The organism is Streptomyces sp. NPDC026575 (genome assembly GCF_055567415.1).
The window spans coordinates 56,000-79,375 of the sequence record NZ_JBVHQM010000008.1 but is presented as its reverse complement, the minus strand read 5'-3'; the positions used below and the strand labels follow the sequence as shown (position 1 = coordinate 79,375).

Sequence of the window (23,376 nt, the reverse complement as noted above, 5' to 3'; positions counted from 1 at the left end):
CGGGGACTCCGGGCGGCCGTACGTTGTCCACAGCCTCAACTTCCGCCCTTGACAGTCATGTTGTAGGCGGAGAAGTCTGGTTCTTCCGGCGATTGTCGGAAGTCGGGGGAATCCGAAGGTAGCGGGAGTACCTGAGGTATCGGGGGAATCGGGGGGCTCATGGTGGGATACACGTCTGCGCGTCCGGCGGCCGGGACATCGGCGTACGAGGACGGTGCGTCGGCATACGAGGACGGGGCGCGCGCCGCGAGCGGGGAGCGGCGGCTGGGGCGGCGGCGAACGCGCCGGACGGCCGGTCTCGGCGCGACGGCTCTCGCGCTCTGCTTCGTGCTGGCGGCCTGTGCGTCGGACGGGGGCGGCGGGGACAGCGCGAGCGGCTCCGGCGGCAGCTCGCCGGGCACTTCCCCCTCGTCGGCGCCGCCCCCGACGCCCTCCGTCGCCCCCGACGCCTATCGCAAGGCTCTCGCCCACACCCTCGCGCCGCTCGACAGCGCGCTGCGCACGGTGGACCGGGCACACGAGGGCGGCTCGCTGGAGGCGGCGCTGGACGCCGCCGCCACCAAGGCCGACGCCGCCGCGGACGCGCTGCAGACCACCCGCACACCGGACAACGCCGGCGCGGGCAACAGCCGACTCGCCACGGCCCTGCGCGCTTTGGGGCAGGACCTCAAGAGCGCCCGCGGCCAGGGCGGCCGCTGCGCCACCTCACCGCGGGTCGAACTGGCGGCGGCCCAGAGCCCGAAGAGCGTCGAAGAAGCCACCCGCGCGCTCGGTGCGCTCGGCTATGACGCCGCGCTGCGGCTGCCGCGTACGGAGCGGGCCAAGCACCGCAGGCTCACCAACGGCGCCTTCCTCCACGACGGCAGCCGGGGCGGACTGGGGCGGCTGACGGTCAACAACGGCACCGGCTCGGATGCGGTGGTCACGCTGACCCGCGGCGGGCGGACGGCGTTCTCCGTATATGTGCGCCAGGGCTCGAACACCACCATACGCAGCGTCGACAGCGGTTCGTACACGGTGTACTTCACGACGGGAGAGGACTGGAACGGCGCGAAGAGCTCCTTCACCCGCGAGTGCAGCTTCGAGAAGTTCGACGACAAGGCGAACTTCCGGACCGTCCGGGTGTCCGGTGGGACGCAGTACACCGTGCTGACGTTCACGCTGAACAAGGTGCTCGGCGGCAATGCGAGCACGAGCACGGTGCCGCCGGGCGAATTCCCGTCCTGAGGGCTGTCCCGTAATCCCTGGCGGGACAGCCCTTGGCGGAGCCGCTCGGTATTGTGGCGCCACGTGGGTGACAGCACATGGTGGACTCTGGCAATCGCGGCGGTGACCGGCGGCACGGCCGTGCTCGCCAGTTGGGTCACCAGCCGCGGCAGCACGCAGGCCGCCACGATCCAGGCCGAGATCGCCGCGCGCTCGCAGCGCGCCGAGCGGCTGCGGGAGAGCCGGCGCACCGCCTATCTGGATCTGATCGAACAGACCCACCGGATGGGCGAGTTGTACTGGGAGATCTCCGCGACGCTGCGGCTGCCCGGCTCGGATGCCCGCACGGCCACGCTCGGCGAGCTGCACGACCGCGAGGTCACCGAGTACGCCAAGATCCGCCGCTGCGCTCGCGTCGTCGAACTGGAGGGCCCGCCGTCGGCCGCGGCCGCGGCGCTGGCCCTCCAGAAGGCGACCGGCCCCTTCTATGCGGCCGTCAAGGCCGAACTGGACGGTGACACCGGCGGTCGCGGTGCGTTCGACGCCGCCTACCGCCCCTTCTGGGCGGCGCTGGAACGCTTCGTGGACACGGCGCGGGACGCCCATCAGACCGACTGACCAGTCGGTCTGACCAGACGGAGCAGGCGGACGGACCGACCGGCAGGACCGATCGGACGGACCGAGCGCGCTCGCTCGGCCGGTCAGGCGTTCTCGGCCTTCCGGCGGGCACGGTAGGCGCGCAGGTTGGCGGCGTTGCCGCAGATCTTGACGTCGTGCCAGACGCCGCTGTTGTTGCGGGAACGGTCGTAGAAGGCCACCCGGCAGCGGGGGTTGCGGCAGGTCTTGAGGCGGCGGCGGGTATCGGCCTGCTGCGCCTCGAAGGCGGCGGTGAGGATCAGCGAGACCAGCCGGCGCCAGCCGCTGCCGCGCGGCTCCAGGCGGACGAGTCCGTCCTCCCCGATCTGGAGCGCGGCGCTGGCACTGTGCAGGACGGGTGCGACGGCGGCGGCCGGTTCGGCTCCGGCGGCCTGCGCCGTGGCGGTCAGTTCGTGCAGGTCGTCGCGGAAGGCCCGGAGCCCGTCGAGGCCGTCGGCGTCCAGCACCACGGGCGGAACGGGCTGCCCGGTGACCGCCGACCACTCGGCGATCACCTCGTCCGCCCAGGCCCGCGCGTCCTCCAGGGTGGCGAGGAGGTCCGGCCGGCGCGGGGCGCCCGCGGCGACGGTGTTGAGCAGGTCCTGGACGAGGCCCAGCCCGCCGGGCGCGGGGTCCTGGCGGTAGCGGGTGGTTGCGGGCCAGGTCATCGCGTTCACCCCTCCTGGCTGGACGTCGGGCGGTCGGGCGGTCGGGCGGTCCATCTTTTCACAGGGGCTGCGGGCATGCGGCCCCGCGAAGAGAACATATACGTCATGCGGTGACCCCTTACCGGAACCGCCCCAGGCGCCCCCGATCTCCAGCCCCCAGCTGCCCGCGCCCCGGACCGCCCGCCCCCGGGCTCACCGCAATGTGTCGAGCACGGCCGCGTCGTACGGAATCGCCTCGTCGAGGCGGCCGCCGAGCGCCTTGGCCGGCCAGTCGGGGTCGGCGATGAGGGCGCGGGCGACGGCGACGAGGTCGAACTCGTCGCGCTCCAGGCGGTCCAGCAGGAGGTCGATTCCGGTGGCCGCGGATCGCTGGGTCCGGTTCCGCGGGTCGGAGAACTCCTGGTCGAGGCCGACGGATCCCACGGTCAGCACGGCCCGGCCGGTCAGCTTCTTGATCCACCCCGCCAGATTCAGCTCGCTGCCGCCGAACTCCGGCAGCCAGTAGCGGCGGGTGGAGGCGTGGAAGGCGTCCACGCCGGCCGCGGCGAGCGGGGCGACCAACTGCTCCAGCTCCTCGGGGGTCTCGGCTATCCGGGCCTGATAGTGGCCGGTCTTCCACTGGGACAGCCGGAAGACGACCGGGAAGCCGGGCGAGACGGCGGCGCGCACCGCGGCGACGACCTCGGCGGCGAAGCGGGCGCGGGAGGCCGGGGCGCCGCCGTAGCCGTCGGTGCGGCGGTTGGTGCGCGACCACAGGAAGTTGTCGATCAAGTAGCCGTGGGCGCCGTGGAGTTCGATGCCGTCGAAGCCGGTGCGCTCGGCGGCCGCGGCCGCCTCGGCGAAGGCCCGGATCACCGCGTCGATGTCCCGCGGCGTCATCGCGGTGCCGTGGGGCCGGCCGTCCAGCCCCACCGCGGACGGGCCCTCGGCGGGGACGCCGGCCGGCAGGCTCCCGGGGCCGCGCGACACCCCCGTGTGCCACAGCTGCGGCATGATGCGGCCGCCCGCGCGGTGGACCTCGTCGACCACCCGCGCCCAGCCGGCCAGCGCGGCCTCGCCGTAGAAGTGCGGCACGTCGTGGTAGGCGGCCGCGGCGTCGCGGCCGATGAAGGTGCCCTCGGTGATGATCAGCCCGGCCCCGCCGGTCGCCCGGCGCGCGTAGTAGGCCGCCACGTCCGCCCCGGGCACCCCGCCCGGCGAGCAGCACCGGGTCACGGGTGCCATGGCGATCCGGTTGCGGAGGGTGAGGCCCCCGAGGGTGAACGGCCGCCCCAGCAGCCGCGCCGCCCGCGGGTCCCCGTATGTCGTCATCGCCATGGTGCGCTCCTCAGGTGCAGCAACTCGACCTTCGGCAGAAGATCTTCGACAGAAGATCCATGACGGATCTTTGACAGAAGCGTAAGCCATACACCTCTTTCGCCACACGCTACACCTCTGCCGTTGCCGTGTGCCGCTGCTCACTCCCGGGCGGCCGGGGCTCAGCTCCGGGGGCGGAGGACCAGCTTCCCCTTCGTCCGGCGGGCGAGCAGGTCCTCGTGCGCGTCGCGCGCCCGCGCGAGGTCGTACTCCGCGCCGACCAGCGGCCGCAGCCGACGCCGCACCGTCAGGTCGAGCAGTTCCTCAAGTGCCGGGCCGCCGGCCCCGTCGCGGGCGAGGAGCGGGATGAGCCAGAAGCCGGCGACGGTCAGGCTCTCCAGCGCGAGCCGGCCCGGCGCGATGGCGGAGGCGGCCTGCCGCGACGAGGCACCGTAGGTGACCAGCCGCCCGAGGTAGCCGAGCGCGCCCAGGGCGGAGTCGAGGACCGGGCCGCCGACGGCGTCCAGGACGATGTCGACCGGGCGGCCGTGATTGGCGTCGAGGACCCGCTCGCGGTAGCCCTCCGCCGCGCCGTCGATCGCCACGTCCGCGCCGAGCTCCAGGGCGAAGGCCCGCTTGTCCTCGGACGATGCGGTGGCGATGATCCGCCCCGCCCCGAACTCCCGGGCCAGTTGGACGGCGAGGCTGCCCGTTCCGCCCGCGGCGGCATGGACCACCACGCTCTCGCCGGGCGCCATCCGGGCGGCCGACCGCAAAAGGTGCCACGCCGTCAGCCCCTGTACGAGCAGGGCCAGCGCCTCGCCCGCACGCACCCCCTCCGGCACCTCGACCAGGTCGCGGTCGGCGACCACCGCCTTCTCGGCGTATCCCCCCTGCGGCAGAGCGCCCAGGACCCGTCGGCCGTCCGGAGTCCGGCCGACGACCTCCAGACCGGGAATGCGCGGGAGCGGCCCCTTCGGCGCGTACGGGCCGTCGGTGTGCTCGCCCGCGATCTGCTTGATGTCCCCGAAGTTGACGCCCGCGGCCGCCACTTCGACCAGTGTCTCCCCCGGCCCCGCCACCGGGTCCGGTACCTCGGCCTCCGCCAGTACTTCCGGACCACCGAACCGCTCGAACCGCATGGCGCGCATGCATGCCCCTCTCAGATCGCGACCGATCGCCGTTCCGTCGCCAAACTACGTGGCGGAGGAAGTCGTCTGGGCGCCGCGGCCGGGGCGACTTCGCGGAGGCCGAAGCCCCCGGCCGTGCGGCGACCCGGACCGCTCAGCGCGGGCGGTCGTCGCTCTCGGCGGTGTGCGGTGCGATCGCCAGGACGGCGACGTCGTCGTGGAACACGCGGGTGTGCAGCGGCAGATCCGTGTTGAGGAAGTCGATCACGTCGCCGGGGCCGGGCGCGGGCCGGTCGGCGAAGCCGTGGCGGAGGCGGTCGAGGAGGGGGTAGAAGGCGCCGTTGTGGTCGCGGGCCTCGATCAGGCCGTCGGTGCACAGCAGGAGGACGTCACCGGGGGCGAAGGGGTGGGTGTAGGCGACGGGGTCTTCGTCGGCGAGGGTGGCCAGGCCCAGCGGCAGGGCGGGCGGTCCGGTGAGGGCCGTCACCTCGCCGCCGGAGATCAGGACCGGTTCGATGTGCCCGTGGTTGACGATCGTCAGCAGGCCGGCGGACGCGTCGAACTCGACCAGGGCGGCGGTGACGAACAGTTCGTCGTCGCGGATCTCCTGGGCCTCGCGGGCGAGGCGCCGCTCCAGACGGGCCGCGACGGACAGCAGGTCCCCCTGGTCGTCGGCGGCCTCGCGGAAGCTGCCGAGGGTGTCGGCGACGGTGCGCACGGCCCTGAGCCCCTTGCCGCGGACGTCCCCGATGATGGCGCGCTCACCGGCCGCGGTGGCGAGGATGTCGTAGAGGTCGCCGCCGACCATGGTGCCGACCTCGCCGGCCCGGTAGAGACCGGCCGCGAGCACGCCTCCCACCTGGTGCGGCACCGGCCGCAGCAGGGTCCGCATCAGGGCCTCGGCCACCGAGTTGGCGCGGACCAGATACCGCTCCTGGCGCTGGCGGTGGGCGGCCAGCGCCATGCCGAGGACGCCGACCAGCCCGGTGGCGACGTACGCGGCGACGTGATGGGTCTCCCACAGCTGGTGGAGGTTGTGGCCGGTGCAGCACGGCGTGCCGGCCACCACGCCCAGCAGCACGACGGCGACGACGGTGACGAGGCCGACGCTGAGGGGGCCGAGGGTGTAGGCGGCGACCACCGGCAGCGCGATCAGCAGGAAGCTCACCGCCCACCCCGTGGGGGTCACCGTTTCGAGGAGCATGACGAACACGACGTAGGCGAGCGGCAGCCAGCGCATCCACGCGGGCGGGCGGGGGACCTCGAAGCCGCTGTTCTCCACCATCGGCGCCCAGCCGCCGGCGGGTCGGCCGCGGTCCGGCCGACGGTCGCGGTGTATCCGTTCGAAGACCGTCTCATCCGATCTGTTCACTCACGGACTCCCGATACGACCGTGCACAAGGGCCACAGCCTCGCGTGCCCGAACGGCCCCGCCCGGCCATTACGCCATCGGCGGCATGTCATCCGGCGGGTCCCGTCAGGGCAGCGGGAAGGGGAGGGTCATGCCGGCGAGCGTCCCGGCGCAGGCGCAGGAGCGCTCCTGGGGGAGTCGGCCGAGGGCTTCGAGGACGAGGCCGCGCAGCCGCTCGGTGTTCCGGGCGAAGACGCCGAAGACCTCCTCCTGGGAGACGCTCCGGCGGGCGTCGATGCCCGCGTCGAGGTCGGTGACCAGGGCCACCGCGGTGTAGCAGAGCGCGAGTTCACGGGCGAGCACGGCCTCGGGGTGCCCGGTCATGTTCACCAGCGACCAGCCCGCGGCGGCGTACCACTGCGACTCCGCCCGGGTGGAGAACCGCGGTCCCTGGACCACGACCATGGTGCCGCCGTCGGTGGCCTCGGTGCCGGTCGCGGCGGCCGCCGCCAGCACCGCCCGGCGGCCGTGCGCGCAGTAGGGGTCGGCGAAGGAGATATGCACCGCGCCCTGCTCGTAGAAGGTCTGGGCGCGGCCGCTGGTGCGGTCGACCAGCTGGTCGGGGACGACGACGGTGCCGTGGCCCAGTTCGGGGCGGAGCGAGCCGACCGCGCAGGGGGCGAGGATCTGGCGGACGCCCAGCGAGCGCAGCGCCCACAGGTTCGCGCGGTAGTTGATGCGGTGCGGGGGCACGGCGTGGCCGCGTCCGTGGCGGGGCAGGAAGGCGATCCGGCGGCCGCCGGCCGGGCCCAGGGCGATCGCGTCGGACGGCGCGCCGTAAGGGGTGTCGACGGTGACGTGTTCGGCGTCCGCGAGGAGTTCGTAGAAACCGCTGCCGCCGATGACGGCGAGTTCGGCGGTGGGGGTGGTGGTCATGGGTCCATTCCCGCTGCGGCATGAAGTTGCTCCACATTAGTGGAGGAAATGCGTCGCAAGGCTGTGGCGATACCTGTCCGGGCATCGGGTCCAGGGGCGGCGGGAGCGGGTGGGCATCGCTCGGCGCTTCGCCGGGTGACCGGCCGGCGGGTAATGCAGAAATCAGCGGGGTCGGCAACTCGGCAAAGAATGCGGAAACGAGGAGTGCGGTGGGTTCCGATTCCGGCCGGAACGCGGTGTCGGCGGGAAACGGGGTTCACCACCCGTTCGGCGCAACGGAAGCGATGCCGGGCCGCCCCGGCATCTCCCGCTTCACGATAATGAGATCGCAAGTGGTGCCACAACCTCTGACGTCGGGAGTTCATCATGGAATCCGGATCCAAGGTCTGGAACTGTCCCTTCGACTACGCCGAGGCCCTTGAATTCGATCCGACGCTCAAGCGTCTGCTGACCGAAGAACCCGTCGCACGCATCAAGCTGCCGTACGGGGAGGGCGAAGCCTGGCTCGTCACGCGGTACGACGACGTGCGCACCGTGACGACCGACCGGCGCTTCAGCCGCCACGCCATCATCGGCCACGACTTCCCCCGCATGACGCCGGAGCCGATCGTCCAGGACGAGGCGATCAACGTGATGGACCCGCCCGCCAGCAGCCGCCTGCGGAGCCTGGTGTCCAAGGCGTTCGCCCCGCGTCAGGTCGAGCGCATGCGGGCCCGCACCCAGCTGGTCGTGGACGAGCTGCTGGACGAGATGGAGCGGCACGGGTCGCCGGCCGACCTGATGGAGCACCTGGCCTCCCCGCTGCCGCTGACGACCATCTGCGAGGTCCTCGACATCCCCGAGGCCGACCGCGCCCAGCTGCGCGCCCACGCCCGGACGATGATGGACGTCGGCCTCGACAACAAGGACAACGCCGTACGGGCCAAGGCCGACATGCGGGAGTACTTCGCGGAGCTGACCGCGGAACGGCGCCAGAACCCCGGGGACGACCTGATCAGCGCCCTGGCCACGGCGCGGGACGGCGACGAGCTGCTCGACGAGCGGGAACTGACCGTCATGGCCATGGTGCTGCTGATCACCGGCCAGGACACCACCACCTACGAGATCGGCAACCTCGCCTACACGCTGCTCACCCGGCCCGCGGAGCTGGAGCTGGTGCGCTCGCGCCCCGAGATGCTCCCGCAGGCGATGGAGGAGATGCTGCGGTTCATCCCCTTCCGCAAGGGCGTCGGCATCCCCCGGGTCGCCCTGGAGGACGTCGAATTGAGCGGGGTGACGATCCGGGCCGGGGACATCGTGCACGTTTCGTATCTGACGGCAAATCGGGACGGCGAGAAATTCGAGCGGCCCGACGAGCTGGATCTGGAACGCCAGGGGCCGTCCCATATGACGTTCGGCTGGGGCGGGCATCACTGCCTGGGCGCCCCGCTGGCCGTCACCGAGCTCGAAGTGGCCCTGAGCGCCCTGCTGAAGCGTTTTCCGGAGCTGCGGCTGGCCAAGCCGGCCGACGAAGTGCCCTGGAACAAGACCTCGATCTGGCGCTATCCGGTGGAGCTGCCGGTCACCTGGTGACGGTGCGCCACAGGCGGGCATGCGGTTTTTGCCCGCCTGGCTTACCGTAATGTTTCGAACAGTTGGCCCATCTGGACAAGGAGAGTTCATCCCTCGGGGAGAGTCCCTTCTTCGAAGGCAGGCCCGCCGAATCGAATTGAGCACAGGGATGTGCACTGGCGGACCACGGTCTGCAAGGAGTGAAATCCCATGGCAGTTCTGTGCAAACCAGCGATAGCCGTCCCCGAATACGTCATCACCCAGGAGGACACCCTCGAACTGGCCCGGCGGCTGCACAGGGACCACACGCAGCTGAAGCTGGTGCTGCGGCTGATCGAGCACACCGGCGTCCTCACCCGGCATCTGATCCAGCCGATCGACAAGGTCCTCAAGCACCCGGGTCTCGACGCCCGCAGCGAGGTCTACGAGGAGGAGTCCAAGGCCCGCGTCCCCGCCGTGGTGCGCCAGGCACTGGACCAGGCCGAGCTGGAAGCACGACAGATCGACCTGATCGTCTACGTCTCCTGCACCGGCTTCATGATGCCGGCGCTGACCGCCTGGCTCATCAACACGCTGGGCTTTAGGTCGGAGACCCGCCAGATGCCGATCGCGCAGCTCGGCTGTGCCGCGGGCGGCGCCGCGATCAACCGGGCGCACGACTTCTGCACGGCGTACCCGGACGCCAATGTGCTCATCGTGGCCTGCGAGTTCTGCTCGCTGTGCTACCAGCCCACCGACCTGGGCGTGGGGTCGCTGCTGTCGAACGGCCTCTTCGGTGACGCGGTGGCCGCCACCGTGGTCCGCGGCAAGGGCGGCACCGGCGTCCGCCTGGAGCGCAACGGCTCGTACCTCATCCCGCACACCGAGGACTGGATCTCCTACGCGGTGCGGTCCACCGGATTCCACTTCCTGCTGGACAAGCGGGTGCCGGGAACCATGGAGCCGCTCGCCCCCGCCCTGCGCGCGGTCGCGCAGGAGCAGTCCTGGGACGCGGGCAACCTGGACTTCTACCTCGTCCACGCGGGCGGCCCGCGCATCCTGGACGACCTCAGCCGCTTCCTGGAGGTGCCGCACGAGGCGTTCCGCTTCAGCCGGGCGACGCTGACCGAGTACGGCAACATCGCCAGCGCGGTGATCCTCGACGCCCTGGCCAGGATGTTCGACGAGGCGTCCTCCCTTGACGGCCACCGAGGTCTGATGGCCGGATTCGGTCCCGGTATCACCGCCGAGATGGCGCTGGGCACCTGGACCTCGGGATCGGAAGCAGCGGAGTAACCGTCACGGCCGGTCACCGCGCACACTTCGCCGTCCGCCGTCGGCCGCGTGTCCATATGTCGCAAACCAGCGCATCTTGACACGCGGCACGGCGCGATCTATCCAGAGGGTGGAGGCGGTGCTCTCTCCATACCAGCAGGTGAGAGGGCCTGCGGCCAGGTAAGGAGAGGACCATGACACGTGCAGTGGGTATCGACCTCGGGACGACGAATTCGGTGGTCAGCGTGCTGGAGGGCGGTGAGCCCACGGTCATCGCCAACGCCGAGGGGGCCCGTACCACTCCGTCGGTGGTCGGGTTCTCCAAGGGCGGCGACGTACTCGTGGGGGAGATCGCCAAGCGGCAGGCCGTGACCAACATCGAGCGCACCGCGCGGTCGGTCAAGCGCCACATGGGCGACCCGGAGTGGCGCTTCCCCGAAGGAGGCGGGGAGATCGACGGCCGGCGCTACACCGCCCAGGAGATCTCCGCGCGGGTGCTGCAGAAGCTCAAGCGCGACGCCGAGCAGTACCTGGGCGAGGACGTGACGGACGCCGTGGTCACGGTTCCGGCGTACTTCAACGACGCGCAGCGCACCGCCACCAAGGAAGCCGGGGAGATCGCCGGGCTGAAGGTGCTGCGGATCGTCAACGAGCCGACCGCCGCCGCCCTGGCCTACGGCCTGGACAAGGAGAACGACCAGACGATCCTGGTCTTCGACCTCGGTGGCGGCACCTTCGACGTCTCGCTGCTGGAGATCGGCGACGGCGTGGTCGAGGTGAAGGCCACCAACGGCGACACGCACCTGGGGGGCGACGACTGGGACCAGCGGGTCGTCGATCATCTGACCAAGCAGTTCAAGAACGCGTACGGCATCGATCTGTCCCAGGACAAGATGGCCACCCAGCGGCTGCGGGAGGCGGCCGAGAAGGCCAAGATCGAGCTGTCCGCCGCCACCGAGACGACGATCAACCTGCCGTACCTGAGCGCGTCGGCCGAGGGTCCGCTGCACCTGGACGAGAAGCTCACCCGCTCGCAGTTCGAGCAGCTGACCGCGGACCTTCTGGAGCGCTGCAAGACGCCGTTCCACAACGCGGTCAACGATGCCGGGATCAAGGTCTCCGACGTCGACCATGTGATCCTGGTCGGCGGCTCGACCCGGATGCCGGCGGTGACCGAGCTGGTCAAGGAGCTGACGGGCAAGGATCCGCACAAGGGCGTCAACCCCGACGAGGTCGTCGCCATCGGCGCCACCCTCCAGGCCGGTGTCCTCAAGGGCGAGGTCAAGGACGTCCTGCTGCTGGACGTCACCCCGCTGTCCCTGGGCATCGAGACCAAGGGCGGCATCATGACCAAGCTCATCGAGCGGAACACGACGATCCCGACCAAGCGCTCGGAGATCTTCACCACCGCCGAGGACAACCAGCCCTCCGTGCAGATCCAGGTCTACCAGGGCGAGCGCGAGATCGCGGTCTACAACAAGAAGCTCGGGATGTTCCAGCTGACCGGCCTTCCGCCGGCCCCGCGCGGCGTCCCGCAGATCGAGGTCTCCTTCGACATCGACGCCAACGGCATCATGCACGTGACCGCCAAGGACCTGGGCACCGGCAAGGAGCAGAAGATGACCGTCACCGGCGGCTCCTCGCTGCCGAAGGACGACATCGACCGGATGGTCCGCGACGCCGAGGAGTACGCGGAGGAGGACCGCCGCAGGCGGGAGGCCGCCGAGACCCGCAACCAGGCCGAGCAGCTGGTCTACCAGACCGAGAAGTTCCTCAAGGACAACGAGGACAAGGTCCCCGGCGACATCAGGTCCGAGGTCGAGGAGGCCGTCGGCGAGCTGAAGGAGAAGCTCAAGGGCGGGTCCGCCGAAGGTGACGACACAGCGGCGATCCGCACCGCCAGCGAGAAGGTCGCGACCGTCTCCCAGAAGCTCGGCCAGGCCATGTACGCCGACACCCAGGCCGCGCAGGCCGCCGGGGGCGGTACCGGGGGCGCCGCCGGCGGGCAGCAGGCCGGGGCCGAGGACGATGTCGTCGACGCCGAGATCGTCGACGACGACAAGAAGGAGGGGGGCGCCCGATGAACCGCCCGCCCCACGTCCGCGGCCCCGCCCGCCCGCGGCTGGCACTCGTCGGACGCGGGCCGCAGGACGGCCCCGCCGTGCTCCCCTCGCGCACCGCCACCGGTAGGGAGCGGACCGCCACCGGCCCGCCGGCGGAGTCCGCGGCGGCGGGCGCCGAGCTGCGCGAGCGCACCGCCGACCTGCAGCGGCTCAAGGCCGAGTACGACAACTACCGCAAGCGGGTCCGCCGCGACCGCCAGGCCGTCGCCGAGATCGCCGTGGCCAATGTGCTGGGCCGGCTGCTGCCGGTGCTCGACGCGCTCGCCGAGGCCGCCGAGCGGGGCGAGGTGACCGGCGGCTTCCGGCGTGTCGCCGACGCGCTGGAGGCCGAGCTGGCGGCCCTGGGCCTGCAGCCCGTCGCCGGGCCCGGCGCCCCCTTCGACCCCCATGTCCACGAGGCCCTCACCTGCACCCGCAGCGACCGGGTCGGGGCGGCCACCTGCTCCGCGGTCGTCCGGCAGGGCTACCGGGTCGGCGGGCAGCTGCTGCGCCCCGCCCAGGTGACCGTCGCCGCACCCCCGGACCCGGATGCGCCGGGCGCGCAGGGTCCGCGAGGCGGCAACGCGCCCTGTGCCAGGGCACGTTGAGACCGACCGGAGCCGTGGGCGGTGCGGGGCGGGCCGCCCGCGGCGCGGTGTGCTCGTCCGGCCCGTCGGCGGCGCATTTGCCCCGGACCTGGGGCGGTGTGCGACAGTGGGCGGCCCGGTCGGCCGGGCCCGCCGCGCGCGCAGCCGCTGCCGGGCTCCCCTACCGCATACCGACGACTCCGGGCGCGCCTCGCGCGCGGGGCCGCCGGACCCGTACGTGTCCCCTACGCCCTTCCCAGAGAGCGATGCAGGCAACGACCCTCGTCCCCCGGAACGCCGACCTGTTCGACCAGGGCCTGGAGCGCCAGGCCGGGTCCGCCCTGCTGCGCTTCGGCGCCGCGCGGCAGCGCCCGGCCGACCGGGTCAGCTGGTCCGGCGACGGCGCCGCCGCCTGGCTCGACGGCCCCCGCGGCCACGTATGGAGCGTCGGCACACCGGACGCCGCCGCCGGACTCGTCCTGCGCGCCGCACACGGGCTCGCCGACGATGTGCGGGAGTTCACCGGCCCGCGCGGCACCGAGGCCCTGGTCGGCCGCCACCTGGCGGTGACCGACGCCGTCGAGTGGGTCTTCCGCTGGACGCTGGAAGAGCCGCCGGTCCAACGGGGCGAGGAGCGGGTGGCCGCGCTCGACGAGACCCACCACGACGAGCTCGTCGCCTTCCTCGGCGAGCACAGCCCGGCCCACTCCACCGGCCCCGGCTCCTCGGAGGTCAGCCTGTGGGCCGGCATCCGCGACGACGCCGACGGGCGGCTGGTGGCCTGCGGCGCCCTGAGCAGCCTGCGGGACAGCGGCGCCCCGCTGATGGCGTCGGTGGCCACCGACGCCGCGCTGCGCGGCCAGGGGCTCGGCGCCGCGCTGACCGCCTGGCTGACCCGGCTCGCGGTGCGCCGGCACGGGTTCTGCACCCTGTGGCAGCTCGCCGACAACACCCCGGCCGAACGCCTCTACACCCGCCTCGGATACCGCAACGAGGACCCCTGCGTGGCCGCCCGCATCGGCGCGGCCTGAGGCCGGGGCCGCCCTCGGGCGGCGGTCGGCCGGCGGGGCGCCCTACACGCCGGTGGCGGACGGCAGTCGGCCGGATATCTCCCGGACGACGGCATCGCTGTGCTGGTTGAGGTAGAAGTGCCCGCCGCCGTAGACCTTGAGCGCGAACTGCCCGGTGGTGTGGGCGGCCCACGCGCGGGCCTCCTCCACCGTCACCCGGGGGTCGGTGTCACCGATCAGGGCGGTGATGGGGCAGTCGAGGTCGGGGCCGGGCGCATAGCGGTAGGTCTCGGCGGCCTTGTAGTCGCCGCGGAGGGCCGGCAGGACCATGCTGCGCATCTCGGGATCCCGCAGCAGCTGCGAGTCGGTGCCGCTGAGCTCCTCGACCTCGCGGATCAGCTGATCGTCGCTCTGCCGGTGCACGAACTCGTCCCGGTGCACGGACGGCGCCCGCCGCGCGGAGGCGAACAACGCGGCCGGGACGACGCCGTGTTGGTGCTCCAGCAGCCGGGCGACCTCGAAGCCGAGCGAGGCGCCCATGCTGTGCCCGAACAGGGCCAGCGGGCGGTCGGTCCACGGGAGCAACCGGCGGACGACCTGCCGGGCCAGCTCGGGGAGGGAGTCGACACACGGCTCCCGGCGGCGGTCCTGGCGGCCGGGGTACTGGATGGCCAGGACATCGACGCGGGGGGCCAGGGCCGCCGAGACCGGGTAGTAGAAGCTGGCCGCGCCGCCGGCGTGCGGCAGGCAGACCAGGCGGGCGCCGGCTTCCGGGGACGGGTGGAAGCGCCGCACCCACAGCTCGTTGTCCTCGGTGGTGTTCATCGACCGCAACTCCTTTGTCTCTTCGCTCGCTCGGACTGCTCGGGTCGGCCAGGTGCCGACAGGGCGCACGGCGGACTTCGTGTGCGCCGGGCGCCGAGAGGGGTTCCGGGATCGATCCGGGAAGGCCGCGGTGAGCGGCGTACAACTCCGCGCCGTGGAGTGTACGTTCCGTGCGTGAGCGGCGTGCCGCGTTTATCGAAAACGCGCACTGCGCGGCCGGCCGCACACCCCGCGATCCGGCATCGCCCAGGGGCTGTCCGCGGGCCGCCCCGGACTTTCCCAAAGCTTGACTGCAATTTTTTGCACATCGCCCGGCGGATAAACACCGCAGGGCCCGAGGTGAAATTTTTTGCAGCTGCATCCGGGGTGCAATTCTCTGCAGGTGAGCGGCTTCACCACGGCTCCCACCTGCTGAGTTCCGACTCACAATGCATCGCGCCGGAATAATCTTGACGACATTACTGAGCCGAAGATAGCTTCAGGGCTGCCGCAAAGCCGCACGATCTTGTGGGGCGGCGCGGCCGATGGGGGTGGCTGACGTGGAGCCGGCCCGGGCCGCGCGCCCGGGCCGGCCGCGCGGCCCGCGGCGAGTCCGTGTCAACGGGGTTCTGGGGGAAGGCGTGACGGGGGTGCGGGACGGGGTGGACACCCCGCTGACGTGTGTGCCGCAGGGCACGGTCCAGTACTGCGGAAACCGCTTTCCGCTCCGCGCATTTCCGCGCGTTACACATTTCTTTTCCACTCCCGATGCGGCCGCCTTTCCGGACGTCGCCGCATTTTCCGCACGTGGCCGCGCCGCCGGTGGCCGGCGCACCTGCTCACAAGAACTCGACGGGGGACTTGAAATGAACTCGGCCGACTGCTGACACCTGCGAGAAGCGCTGCCCTGCGGGGTTACCGAACTACCTCGCAGTGTGTTTTCCACCTACCGCCACGCATGTCATCTCCGCCTCCCCCCACACGCCACCACCTGATGGGCGCGCCCGTGTGAACCACCAGTCCCCCCACTGCTTTCCGCTCAACTGAACAGGACCGCCGGGCCCCCGTACGCCGACTGACGGACGGTCCGGACGGTCGCACTGCGCACGTTGAAGAGAGGTATCCAGTGACTGGCATACAGCAGGTCGAGGAATTACTGCGTCGGGCCGACCGCCGCATCGGACCGCCGATCGAGAGCGTCGCCGGACCGCCCACCAGAGGGGAGCTGGCCGACCGGCACTCCGGCGTCGAGTACTTCGAGCTGGCGGACCACCTGTTCCGGACCGCCCGCAGGGAAGTACTGCTCGTCAACGGCCAGATGAACGGCTTCCGCCGGGAGGACATCGACCGCTTCCGCGCCGGTCTCGCCGCCCTGGGCGAGCGGTCGATCGCCGTGTCCGTGATCTGCCACCCCGACGAGCTCGACGGGCACGGGCGGCAGGAGTTCCTGGAGCGGATCGGCCGGGAGCACGGGGCGCAGACCCGGATCAGCCCCGTGGACCTGCACGGGATGCTGGTCATCGACCGCAGGCGCGTGCTGATGTGGCCGGCCAAGCACGGCCGCAACTGCCTCCTGGTGCACTCCCCGGTCCTCGTCGAACCGCTGCTCACCCTGCTCGACGCCAGCTGGGAGAGCGCGTGCGACCTGGAGACGTTCGTCCGCTACCACCAGAACATCCTGGACGAGAAGACCCCGCAGATCCTGCGGCTGCTGGGGTCGGGCCGCAAGGACGAGGTCGCCGCCCGCCAGCTCGGCGTCTCGGTGCGGACCTACCGCCGGCATGTCGCGAGCCTGATGGAGATGCTGGGTGCCGAGTCCCGGTTCGAGGCCGGGGTGAAGGCGGCGGCGCTCGGGCTCATCGGCGTCGACATCCGCGGTGGCTCGCCCCGTCCCGCCGCGCCGCCCGGGCGCGGGGCGGTGCCGGCGGTCCCGGCCCAGCGGGGCGGCCCCGGTGCCGCCCCGGAGATCACCAGCGACCGCGACCCGTCGGACGAGCAACCCGGCTGCGGCGTCGCCTCCCTGGCGCTGCGGCGGCCCCGCCGCAGTGGCGCCCCCACCGCTCCCTGGGCCGCCGCCCGCTGGTGCCCGAGGTGATCCGGCTCCGCCCCCGCCCACCGCGATGGCAGCTTGCTGCCTCGCGGGCGGGGGCGGAGCGGGCCCGGCCTACGCTTCCCAGGAGGGGTTCCCCGAGGGGTTTCCCCTGCAGGGCAGGGCGCAGACGACGCGACGGAAGTGATCGGGGACCGTGCACACCACAGCTGCCGACGAAGCGACGCCGATATTCGCGCGGGACAAGACCATCTGGTTCCACCACTGCGACCCGGCCGGCATCGTGTTCTATCCGCAGTACCTGCTGCTGATGAACGAGATCCTCCAGGAATGGTTCGAAACCGGACTGCGGACCGACTACGCCGGGCTCTTCCAGAAGCGGCGGCTCGGCATTCCGACCGTGCGGCTGGAATGCGACTTCCTCGCGCCGAGCCGGCTGGGTGACACCGTGCGGTTCGCCCTTGAGGTGGACCGGATCAAGACCAGCTCGTTCCACCTCGCGTTCTCGTGCACCGGCGCCGATCCGGCCGACGTACGCGTGCGGATCAAGGCCGTCCTGGTGTGCATGTCGCTCGACTCCCACCGGCCGGTGCCGATTCCCGACGACATCCGTACCGCGATGCAGGAATGGCTGAACCCGGCGGCCGACCCGGCGACCACGTGACAGGGGAAGGACGGAAGCGAGAGATGGCAGACGAACTGGTGCTCACCGAGGGCGTGGGAGCGGGGAACTTCTTCCGCATCGCGGCCGCGGCCGGCGCGGTCGCCGGCAAGAGCGTCATCGAGCTGGACAAGGACTACCACCACCCCGAGGGCCACACGGTCCGGGAGTTCACGCTCGCCGAACTCGACGCGCTCACCGACCGGGTGGCCGCCGGATTCCAGCGCGACGGCATCGGGCCCAAGGACCCGGTGGCGGTCTTCCTGGACGAGAGCGTGCGCTATCTGATCCACTACATCGCCCTGACGAAGATCGGCGCCATTCCGGTATTCCTCAACAGCCTGCTGCCGCCGGACATCGCGGCCACGTTCATCTCCCGGGTCGGCGCGGTGGCGGTGGTCTGCGACGGCAGGCTCGGCGAGGGCGCGCCGGACATCCCCCGCTACGACGCCGACCCGTATGCCGACGGCCCCTTCCGGGTGTTCACCCACGCCGACGACGACCCCGTCCTGATCGCGCACACCTCCGGGACCACCGGCGTACCGAAGGCCGTCCAGTTCAACCACCAGGGCTTCTTCTTCGGCATCCGGCAGCAGATCGGCGCGGAGCTGGGGGCCCGCGTGCTCTCCGCGCTCCCGCAGAGCCATGCGTCGGCGATCTCGGTGCTGATGTCCTGCGTGGCACGCGGCAGCCGGGTCCGGCTGGCCACCGGGCGCGAGCCGGAGCAACTGGCGGGGTGCATCGAGGAGTTCCGGCCCGAACTGGTCGCCGCCTTCCCGAAGGTCTTCGTCGATCTGTGCCGCCTCGACCTGGACCGCTACGACTTCGGGTCGGTCGCCCGCTGGATGTCCACCGGTGACGCCAACCACGAGCGGCACATCCGGCGGCTGGTCCGGCTGGGCAACCACCGCGACCGCAGCGGCACCATGGCCCCCGGCTCCCTGTTCATCGACAACTTCGGCTCCTCGGAGTTCGGCTTCGCGATGTTCCGGCAGGTCCACTCGCCGGCCACGGACCGCTACGGCCGGTGCATAGGGCGGCCCTTCGACTGGATCGACGCCCAGGTCTTCGACGACACCGACCAGCCCGCGGAGCACGGCACCGTGGGGCGGCTGGCGCTGAAGTCCCCCACCGTCACGGCGGGTTACTGGAACAACTCGCTGCTGAGCGAGAAGAACCGGGTGCGCGGCTACTGGCTCACCGGTGACCTCGCCTACCGCGACGAGGAGGGCCGCTTCTACCACGTCGACCGCACTTCCGACAGCATCACCACGCCGCGGGGCACCATCTACAGCTGCCAGATCGAAGAGTTGATCCTGCGTCAGATCCCCGAGGTGTTCGACTGCTCCCTGGTGCACTCCTCGGCGACCGCCGACGCGCCGCGGCGCCTGGTCCTCACCGTCGACCTGCCGTCGGCCGGGGCAGACCTGGAGGCGCTGCGCACGCGGATCAACGCGGCGCTGTCCCGTGCGCGGCTCCCGGTCGTCGACCGGATCGTGGTCAAGGAGTCGGACGACCACGTCGGCATCACCGGCAAGGCCCTGAAGCGCACCATGCGGGATGCCTACCAGAGCGTGTGACACCTCCGCCCGCCCGGGCGCGCCGCCCACCCCCCAACGGCGCGCCCGGGCCCTTTTCGTTACGTTCAGGTAAGGAAAGAAGCACTATGCCGACACCCCAGCTGCGCACCCGGGTGGGCAGCGCGCACGCCAGGACCGAGCCCCGTACGGCGGCGGCCTGGACGGTCACCTACATCGTGTTCACCCTGCTGCTCGGGGGGACCGTGCCCACCCCGATGTACTCGATGTACGCGCAGCGGCTCGATCTTTCGCCGGTCACGGTCTCCGCGGTCTTCGCCGCCTTCGCGGTCGGCGCGCTGTCCTCCCTGGTGCTGTTCGGTTCGCTGTCCGACCAGATCGGACGGCGGGCGACGATCGCCCCGGCGCTGTGCCTGGCCGTGTGCAGCTGCGCGACCTTCGCCCTCTCCCCCACACTGCCCGGCATCATCGCCGGGCGTCTGCTGTGCGGTCTGTCGGTGGGCCTGGCCAACGGTGCCGCCACCGCCTACCTCGGTGAACTCCTCCAGGACCGCGGGCGGGCCGCGCTGACGTCGTCGGCCGCCAACATGCTGGGCCTGGGGGTCGGGGCGCTGCTGTCCGGGGCGCTGGTGGAGTACGTCCCCGCGCCGCTGACCGTCTCGTACCTGGTGCTGGGCGGTCTGCTGCTGCCCGGGTTCGCGCTGCTGCTGCTCCCCGAGACCGTGCGGCGGGAGGGCAGGGCGCGGTTCCGGCCGCAGCGGCTCGGGGTTCCGGCACAGATGCGGCCGGTGTTCACCGCCATGGCCGTCGCGGTCTTCGGGGCCTTCGCCCTGCTGGGGCTGCTCGCGGCGCTGGCCGGCAAGTTCCTCACGAGCGGGCTGCACATCAGCAGCCATCTGATGGTGGGCGTGGTCGCCTTCAGCGCGTTCGGCTCCGCGGGGCTCGCCCAACTGCTGGGCGCCCGGCTGGCGCCCAGGGTGGGATCCGTCCTCGGCATGGTGGCGGTCCCGGTCGGGTTGGGGCTGTTCGTGGCCGCGCTGCCGGCGGCCTCGCTCGCCCTGTTCCTGACGGGGTCGGTGATCGGCGGTGCGGGCAGCGGCCTCGCCTTCCGCGCGGGTCTGGCCCTGGTGTCCCACCAGGCCCCGCCCGACCGGGTGGGCCAGGTCGTCTCCAGTTACTTCGCCGCCGCGTACCTGGGCCTGACCCTGCCGGTCCTCGGCATCGGCGTGATGGTCACCGAGCTGCCGATGCTCACCGCGGCGGTGGTCTTCGCGATCATCATCAGCCTGCTCGCCGCGCTCAGCATCACGGTCACCGTCGCGACCCGGACCAGGGCGGTGGCCTGACTCATCTCGACGCCGACCTGCTGCGAGGCCGAGCGGACCCGGAAAACCGGCCCGGTCTTCGGCTGATGCAAGTAATGTGCAACAGCAAGTTGCCAGGTTTGACCGTAATCCGGCAACAAGTTGCCGCCCGCGGCGATCACACCGCACTCGGCACGCACAGTGGGAGCGGCCGGTGCACAGATCCCAGGGAGGGCGGCGCATGACCGACACGACATCCGTGACCGCGGAGGCGGCCGGCGAGACCGACTCTGGGCTGCTCTCGCCGGTGCGGGCCGGCACCCCCGTCGAGCGGGTGGTCGGCGACCGGGCCTGGCTCCAGGCGATGCTGGACGCGGAGGCGGCGCTCGCCAGGGCCCAGGCGAGCCTGGGCGTGGTGCCGGCCGGCGCCGCGGCCGCGATCACCGACACCGCGCGGGCGGAGCTGCTGGACCCGCGCGCCCTCGCCCTCGCGGCGCGCGAGACCGCCAACCCGGTGGTGGGCCTGGTCGCCGCCTTCACCCGCGAGGTCGCCGCCAGGGACCCGCGGGCGGCCGAGTACGTCCACCGCGGTTCGACCAGCCAGGACATCCTCGACACCGCGTGCATGCTGGTGGCGCGCCGGTCCCTCGGCCTGATGCGCGCGGACCTGCGGCGCGCGGCCACGGCGCTGGCCCGCCTCGCGCTGCACCACCGCGCCACCCCGATGGCCGGGCGCACCCTCGCGCTGCACGCGGTGCCCACGACCTTCGGCCTGAAGGCCGCCGGCTGGCGGCAGTTGCTGCTGGACGCCGACGAACGGCTGCGGCGGCTGCTGGAGGACGGCGGCCTGCCGGTGTCGCTCGGCGGCGCGGCGGGCACCCTGGCCGGGTACCTGGAGTACGCGCGGATCGACACCGCCGAGGCGGACGCGCGCCCGGCTTCCCGGTCGTACGCCGAGGAGCTGACCGACGCCTTCGCACGGGAGACCGGACTGGCCCGGCCGGCGCTGCCCTGGCACGCGCTGCGCACCCCCCTCGCGGATCTCGGCGCGGCGCTGTCGTTCACCGCGGCGGCCCTGGGCAAGCTCGCCATCGACGTGCAGACCCTCACCCGGACCGAGATCGCCGAGGTCGAGGAGGCGCCGGTGGCGGGCCGCGGCGCCTCCTCCGCCATGCCGCACAAGCACAATCCGGTCCTGGCCACGCTGTTGCGGTCCGCGGCCCTGCAGGTCCCGCCGATGGCGCTGGGGCTGACGCAGAGCCTGCTGTCGGAGGACGAGCGCTCCGCGGGCGCCTGGCACGCCGAATGGGAGCTGCTGCGCGAGTGCCTGCGGCTGACCGCCGGTGCCACGCACACCGCCGTCGAACTGACCGAGGGCCTGCGCGTCAAGCCGGAACGGATGCTGCGCAACCTCGGCCTGACCGGCAGCCGGATCGTCTCGGAGCGCGTCGCCGCGGTCCTCGCGCCCCACCTCGGCAAGGCCGAGGCCAAGAAGGTGCTGACCGACGCCTCGCGGCTGGCCGGTGAACGGGGCTGTTCGCTCGCCACCGCCCTGCTGACGTTCCCGCAGGTCGCCGACCATCTGGACGGTGCGGCGCTCACCGCGCTCACCGACCCGACCGCCTACACCGGCGCGGCCGCCGTCCTGGTGGACGGCGCGCTGGAGACCGGCCCGGCGGCCAGACGGTAGGGCGCGACGCGGCCTGCCGCACCGGCCGTGCGATGCGCCCGCGCCCCTCGACCTCATCCCCCACGACCCCCATCCGCCCGGCTGAACACAGGGAGCCCCTCATGCCCTCCGTACGCGTCTCGGGACCGAACCGCCGTGCCTCGCACACCTCGCGCACTCCGCAGGGCGCGGTGTGCAAGGAGGAGTCGGGACCGCTCAACCCCGCCCTGCTGCGTACCTTCGTCGAGGTCTACCGCACCGGATCCTTCGGAAAGGCCGCCCATCGGCTGCATATCTCGCAGCCGGCCGTCACCCAGCAGATCCGCATGCTGGAGGAGCGGGTGGGGGTGCCGCTGTTCGTCCGGCACGCCACCGGATCGCGGCCCACCCCGGCCGCCGAGTCCCTCGCCCGCGACGCCGAGGGCGCGGTGGACGCCCTCGACGTCGTCTTACAGCGCTACTTCGGCACCGACGGGCCGGCCCGTCCCCTGCGGCTGGGCGCCCCCAGCGACCTGATCAGCGACCGGATCCTGCCGGCCCTCGCCGACATGCTGCGGGACAGCGTGCAGCTGCACACCACCCTGGCGCTCTCCGACGCCCTGCTGTCCCAACTGGCCGCGGGTGAGCTGGACATCGTCATCGCCCGGGTGCGTCCCCGCCTGAAGGGCATCACCGCACTGCCGTTGTACGACGAGGAGTGCAGCCTGGTCGCCTCCCCCGAGACCGCGCGCGACCTGGCGCCGATCCTCACCGCCGGCGAAGCGCCGCACGTGCTGTCCGCCTACCCCCTGGTGGCCTTCGCCGAATCCGTGCCGCTCATCGACCACTACTGGTGGTCGGTCTTCCACGCCCCGCGGTCCACCGCGCCCGACGTGGTGGTGCCCGACCACCGGGCGGTGCTCTCCGCGGTCCGGGCGTCGGTCGGCATCACCGTGGTCCCGACGTACCTGTGCGCCGACGACTTCGCCCGCGGCACGCTCGTCCCGCTCCTGAAACCCGAGATCCCGCCGATCACCACCACCTACCTGGCCACCCGCGAAGGGGACGTCTCCCGTCCGCAGGTCTCCGCCGCGCACGGCAAGCTGATCGCCTGCGGCCGTACCTGGAACTGACCTCACCGCGCGGTCAGCCGCCAGTCCAGGGCGCGCCGGAAGTAGACCAGCGGCTCCCCCGGCCCGACGTCGCAGCCGGCGACGTTCCCGACCAGGATGGCGTGGTCACCGTGCTCGACGACCCTGGCCCGTACGCACCGCAGATACACCAGCGCGCCCTCCAGGCGGGGCACCGGTCCGTCCCACGACCAGTCCTGTCCGGCGAACTTGTGGTCGCTGCGGCCCGCGAACACCGAGGCGGTCTCGCCCTGCCCCGAGTGCAGCAGGTGGACCGCGAACTCCTGCGCGGCCAGGAGCGAGGCGTAGGAGCGGGCCCGCTGGTCGACGGCGAGCATGACCGACGGCGGGGCGGCGCTGTAGGAGCACAGCGAGGAGACCAGCAGTCCGCACGGTGCGCCCGAGCGGTCGGCGGCGGTGACCACGGCGACGCCGGACGCGAGGCTGCTCATCGCGTCGAGGAACGTCTCGGGTGCCACTGCGGACATCTGGGAATCAAGCATTTTCCACCACG

20 protein-coding genes are annotated in these 23,376 nt (G+C 72.1%); 13 read left to right on the top strand and 7 right to left on the bottom strand.

Going from position 1 to position 23,376, the window contains the following annotated elements:
* Positions 1 to 159: 159 nt before the first annotated feature.
* Together ACZ4NB_RS13220 and ACZ4NB_RS13215 are read left to right on the top strand one after the other, a co-directional pair.
* Complete coding sequence (locus tag ACZ4NB_RS13220) at positions 160 to 1,227, top strand: hypothetical protein (RefSeq protein ID WP_467660931.1); 1,068 nt, start codon at positions 160 to 162, stop codon at positions 1,225 to 1,227.
* A gap of 63 nt (positions 1,228 to 1,290) precedes the next feature.
* The gene (locus tag ACZ4NB_RS13215; RefSeq protein WP_467660929.1) at positions 1,291 to 1,824 is read left to right on the top strand and encodes a hypothetical protein; all 534 of its coding nucleotides are present in this window, start codon (positions 1,291 to 1,293) and stop codon (positions 1,822 to 1,824) included.
* 83 nt (positions 1,825 to 1,907) lie between these two features.
* Here ACZ4NB_RS13215 and ACZ4NB_RS13210 read toward each other — a convergent pair whose 3' ends face one another.
* The 5 genes from ACZ4NB_RS13210 to ACZ4NB_RS13190 form a co-directional block, all read right to left on the bottom strand.
* The gene (locus ACZ4NB_RS13210) at positions 1,908 to 2,510 is read right to left on the bottom strand and encodes a CGNR zinc finger domain-containing protein (protein ID WP_467660927.1); all 603 of its coding nucleotides are present in this window, start codon (positions 2,508 to 2,510) and stop codon (positions 1,908 to 1,910) included.
* 192 nt (positions 2,511 to 2,702) lie between these two features.
* Positions 2,703 to 3,827: an oxidoreductase gene (locus ACZ4NB_RS13205; protein ID WP_467660925.1), complete on the bottom strand. Its 1,125-nt coding sequence runs from the start codon at positions 3,825 to 3,827 to the stop codon at positions 2,703 to 2,705.
* Positions 3,828 to 3,988: 161 nt separating this feature from the next.
* On the bottom strand, positions 3,989 to 4,957 hold the full coding sequence (locus ACZ4NB_RS13200; protein ID WP_467660923.1) for a quinone oxidoreductase family protein: 969 nt from the start codon (positions 4,955 to 4,957) through the stop codon (positions 3,989 to 3,991).
* A gap of 133 nt (positions 4,958 to 5,090) precedes the next feature.
* Entirely contained in the window at positions 5,091 to 6,308 is a 1,218-nt protein-coding gene (locus ACZ4NB_RS13195; protein WP_467660921.1) for a PP2C family protein-serine/threonine phosphatase, read from the bottom strand.
* Positions 6,309 to 6,413: 105 nt separating this feature from the next.
* The gene (locus tag ACZ4NB_RS13190; protein ID WP_467660919.1) at positions 6,414 to 7,223 is read right to left on the bottom strand and encodes an S-methyl-5'-thioadenosine phosphorylase; all 810 of its coding nucleotides are present in this window, start codon (positions 7,221 to 7,223) and stop codon (positions 6,414 to 6,416) included.
* 366 nt (positions 7,224 to 7,589) lie between these two features.
* Here ACZ4NB_RS13190 and ACZ4NB_RS13185 point away from each other — a divergent pair, with 366 nt between their 5' ends.
* The 5 genes from ACZ4NB_RS13185 to ACZ4NB_RS13165 all read left to right on the top strand — a co-directional run bounded on the left by ACZ4NB_RS13185 (position 7,590) and on the right by ACZ4NB_RS13165 (position 13,748).
* The gene (locus ACZ4NB_RS13185; RefSeq protein ID WP_467660917.1) at positions 7,590 to 8,795 is read left to right on the top strand and encodes a cytochrome P450; all 1,206 of its coding nucleotides are present in this window, start codon (positions 7,590 to 7,592) and stop codon (positions 8,793 to 8,795) included.
* Positions 8,796 to 8,984: 189 nt separating this feature from the next.
* Positions 8,985 to 10,049, top strand: a complete 1,065-nt coding sequence (locus tag ACZ4NB_RS13180) for a type III polyketide synthase (RefSeq protein ID WP_467660915.1) — start codon at positions 8,985 to 8,987, stop codon at positions 10,047 to 10,049.
* Between the two features lie 173 nt (positions 10,050 to 10,222).
* On the top strand, positions 10,223 to 12,112 hold the full coding sequence (gene dnaK, locus ACZ4NB_RS13175) for a molecular chaperone DnaK (protein WP_467660913.1): 1,890 nt from the start codon (positions 10,223 to 10,225) through the stop codon (positions 12,110 to 12,112).
* Positions 12,109 to 12,738: a nucleotide exchange factor GrpE gene (grpE, locus tag ACZ4NB_RS13170; protein ID WP_467660911.1), complete on the top strand. Its 630-nt coding sequence runs from the start codon at positions 12,109 to 12,111 to the stop codon at positions 12,736 to 12,738. The genes dnaK and grpE overlap by 4 nt, the downstream gene beginning before the upstream one ends.
* Positions 12,739 to 12,983: 245 nt before the next feature.
* Positions 12,984 to 13,748: a GNAT family N-acetyltransferase gene (locus tag ACZ4NB_RS13165; protein WP_467660909.1), complete on the top strand. Its 765-nt coding sequence runs from the start codon at positions 12,984 to 12,986 to the stop codon at positions 13,746 to 13,748.
* Positions 13,749 to 13,790: 42 nt separating this feature from the next.
* On the opposite strand, the gene ACZ4NB_RS13160 is transcribed toward ACZ4NB_RS13165, so the two are convergent.
* Positions 13,791 to 14,552: a thioesterase II family protein gene (locus ACZ4NB_RS13160; protein WP_467660907.1), complete on the bottom strand. Its 762-nt coding sequence runs from the start codon at positions 14,550 to 14,552 to the stop codon at positions 13,791 to 13,793.
* 1,105 nt (positions 14,553 to 15,657) lie between these two features.
* Here ACZ4NB_RS13160 and ACZ4NB_RS13155 point away from each other — a divergent pair.
* From ACZ4NB_RS13155 to ACZ4NB_RS13130, 6 genes are all read left to right on the top strand, one after another.
* Positions 15,658 to 16,626, top strand: a complete 969-nt coding sequence (locus ACZ4NB_RS13155) for a helix-turn-helix transcriptional regulator (RefSeq protein ID WP_467660905.1) — start codon at positions 15,658 to 15,660, stop codon at positions 16,624 to 16,626.
* A 151-nt stretch (positions 16,627 to 16,777) separates the two neighbouring features.
* The gene (locus ACZ4NB_RS13150; RefSeq protein ID WP_467660903.1) at positions 16,778 to 17,245 is read left to right on the top strand and encodes an acyl-CoA thioesterase; all 468 of its coding nucleotides are present in this window, start codon (positions 16,778 to 16,780) and stop codon (positions 17,243 to 17,245) included.
* A gap of 23 nt (positions 17,246 to 17,268) precedes the next feature.
* Positions 17,269 to 18,822 carry a class I adenylate-forming enzyme family protein gene (locus ACZ4NB_RS13145; protein WP_467660901.1) on the top strand — a complete coding sequence of 518 codons (1,554 nt, stop codon included), beginning with the start codon at positions 17,269 to 17,271 and terminating at the stop codon, positions 18,820 to 18,822.
* Positions 18,823 to 18,908: 86 nt separating this feature from the next.
* On the top strand, positions 18,909 to 20,126 hold the full coding sequence (locus ACZ4NB_RS13140) for an MFS transporter (RefSeq protein WP_467660899.1): 1,218 nt from the start codon (positions 18,909 to 18,911) through the stop codon (positions 20,124 to 20,126).
* 199 nt (positions 20,127 to 20,325) lie between these two features.
* Positions 20,326 to 21,774, top strand: coding sequence for a nitrosuccinate lyase (locus ACZ4NB_RS13135; protein ID WP_467660897.1), 1,449 nt, complete (start codon positions 20,326 to 20,328; stop codon positions 21,772 to 21,774).
* Between the two features lie 101 nt (positions 21,775 to 21,875).
* Entirely contained in the window at positions 21,876 to 22,865 is a 990-nt protein-coding gene (locus ACZ4NB_RS13130; RefSeq protein ID WP_467660895.1) for a LysR family transcriptional regulator, read from the top strand.
* A gap of 2 nt (positions 22,866 to 22,867) precedes the next feature.
* Here the strand turns inward: ACZ4NB_RS13130 and ACZ4NB_RS13125 are convergent, their stop codons facing one another.
* Positions 22,868 to 23,350: a flavin reductase family protein gene (locus ACZ4NB_RS13125; RefSeq protein WP_467660893.1), complete on the bottom strand. Its 483-nt coding sequence runs from the start codon at positions 23,348 to 23,350 to the stop codon at positions 22,868 to 22,870.
* Between the last annotated feature and the right edge of the window lie 26 nt (positions 23,351 to 23,376).